Origin of the sequence: Vibrio sp. 10N.247.311.12 (genome assembly GCF_041467515.1) — a bacterium.
Lineage (GTDB): Bacteria > Pseudomonadota > Gammaproteobacteria > Enterobacterales > Vibrionaceae > Vibrio > Vibrio crassostreae_C.
The window spans coordinates 1-1,243 of sequence record NZ_JBFSUV010000105.1; the positions used below are offsets into that span (position 1 = coordinate 1).

The window sequence follows — 1,243 nt, forward strand, 5'->3', positions numbered from 1 at the left end:
TGATCCGCACCAGCAGTTTTGGACACTGAGTTAAGTGAGTACAATCACTAATGAGGTGAACCATGACAAGCAAGAAGAAACGTATTATCCATTCTCCTGAATTTAAAGCCGAAACCCTGAAGTTGGCAGAGAAAGTGGGAGTCGCTACAGCTGCAAGACAGCTCTCGTTACATGAATCTCAGATCTATGGTTGGCGAAAAGCCACAAAGAAGAATTCTAATATTAGCGAACGAGAACAAGAATTGGCCGTTGAAATAGCTAAGCTAAAAAGGCAATTGGCAGAGCAAGCAGAAGAGCTAGAAATCGTAAAAAAGGCCGCCACCTACTTCGCGAAAAATCTAAAGTAAATTGCTATGAATTTATGCTCGAACACCTGCTGAGTTTCAGTATTTCCCGTATGGCTAAGGTGTTCAGAGTTTCTCGAAGTGGGTTTTATTATTGGGTTGAGAACCGTCACAAGGCGATTCAACGTGAGACAGAGCGCCAAAAGCTTGATACCAAGGTAAAAGAAGCCTTTGACGTTAGCAAAGAACGAGATGGCTCAAGACGTATTCAGAAAGAACTGGCAGAGAGCGGTGATAACCATAATGTTAAGACCATTGCCGCCAGTATGAGACGTCAGGATTTAGTAGCGAAAGCAGCACGCAAGTTTAAGTGTACAACGGACAGTAAGCATAAAATGCCCGTTGCTCCGAACTTGCTCGCTCAAGATTTTAACGCAACGGCTCCGAATCAAAAATGGGCAGGAGACATCACTTATGTAGCCACAAGCGAAGGCTGGCTGTATTTAGCTGTCATTATTGACCTTTATTCAAGGCAAGTAATTGGTTGGTCTATGGATACGAAAATGACGGCCTCACTGGTCTGTGATGCCTTATCGATGGCTTTATTCCGTCGAGGGTTCCCTGAGCAGGTTATAACTCATAGCGATCGAGGTAGTCAGTACTGCTCGAAAGACTATCGAGACCTCATAAGCACTTATAACTTAAAACAAAGCATGAGTAGAAAAGGGAACTGTTGGGATAACGCATGTGTTGAGAGCTTCTTCCATTCACTGAAAGTTGAAGCAATCCAATATGAGCCGATCATGACGAGAGAGCAGATACGCCAAACGATCTTCGAGTACATAGAGGTTGATTATAATCGAACGAGAAGGCACAGTGCTCTTGGGTACCTAAGCCCAATGAACTTTGAAAAGCAAAATGTCGCTTAGCTAAGTGTCCAGTCTGACTGGAGCAGATCA

At 43.8% G+C, this 1,243-nt stretch carries 1 protein-coding gene; it reads left to right on the plus strand.

Annotated elements, in window-relative coordinates; all coding sequences use genetic code 11:
• Positions 1-62: 62 nt before the first annotated feature.
• Positions 63-1,213, plus strand: a protein-coding gene (locus AB6E30_RS22495) for an IS3 family transposase (RefSeq protein WP_372105327.1) whose coding sequence is annotated in 2 segments (ribosomal slippage) — positions 63-306 and positions 306-1,213 — 1,152 coding nt in all. Because the reading frame shifts where the segments join, the coding sequence is not laid out codon by codon here.
• Positions 1,214-1,243 lie beyond the last annotated feature (30 nt).